At 42.4% G+C, this 772-nt stretch carries 2 protein-coding genes; both read right to left on the reverse strand.

The window, feature by feature from the left end:
• Positions 1 to 250 (reverse strand): hypothetical protein (locus tag NJ376_RS28540; protein WP_252956722.1); only part of this gene is annotated, 250 nt, incomplete at its 3' end.
• Positions 251 to 388: 138 nt separating this feature from the next.
• Positions 389 to 772: ribonuclease H family protein (locus tag NJ376_RS28545; RefSeq protein WP_252956723.1), on the reverse strand; the 384-nt coding region annotated here is incomplete at its 5' end.

Below are 772 nucleotides of genomic sequence, written 5' to 3' on the forward strand. Positions count from 1 at the left end.
GGCGAGTTCCCAAGGCTTGCTGTAATGTTTGCCAGAACCTGGACGTAAATCTACTATCACGGTCGGAAATGATTGAGATGGGTACTCCATGTAGGGAGACAATTTCTTTCAGATAAACTTGTGCTAATTTCTCCATTTTATCTGTCTCCTTGATGGGTAAGAAGTGTGCAGATTTTGTCAGACGATCTACTACTACCCAAATGGTGTCGTAACCGTTCAATGTCTTTGGCAGTTTGGTAATGAAGTCCATGGTTATTCGTTCCCACTTCCATTCGGGAATTTCTGGTTGTTGCAATAACCCGGATGGCTTTTGATTCTCTGCCTTGACTTTAGAACATGTTAAACACTTACCGACATAAGTAGCGATGTCTGCCTTCATGTTCGGCCACTAGTATATCAATTTCAGATCATGATACATTTTACTGGATCCTGGATGAATAGAATATCTTGTCTTGTGCGCTTCATCCATAACCAGTTTCCTCAGACCTCCATAGTTTGGTACCCAAATTCGATCAGCGAAATAACGGGTCTGGTCTGTCTTTTCTGTAAACTGTTGGTTTAAACCTCTCAGGGCTTCTGCCTTTAGGTTTTCTTCTTTCAGTGCTTCAAGTTGAGCATCTCTAATCTGAGAAGTCAGATTTGTACGAATCATTAAGTTCAATGCTCGAACTCGAAGAGGTTTGACTCTTACCTTCCGGCTCAAGGCATCAGCAACTACGTTTGCCTTTCCCGGATGGTAACGGATTTCACAATCATAGTCGTTCATCAGCTC

The organism is Siccirubricoccus soli (assembly GCF_024178315.1).
GTDB lineage: Bacteria > Pseudomonadota > Alphaproteobacteria > Acetobacterales > Acetobacteraceae > Siccirubricoccus > Siccirubricoccus soli.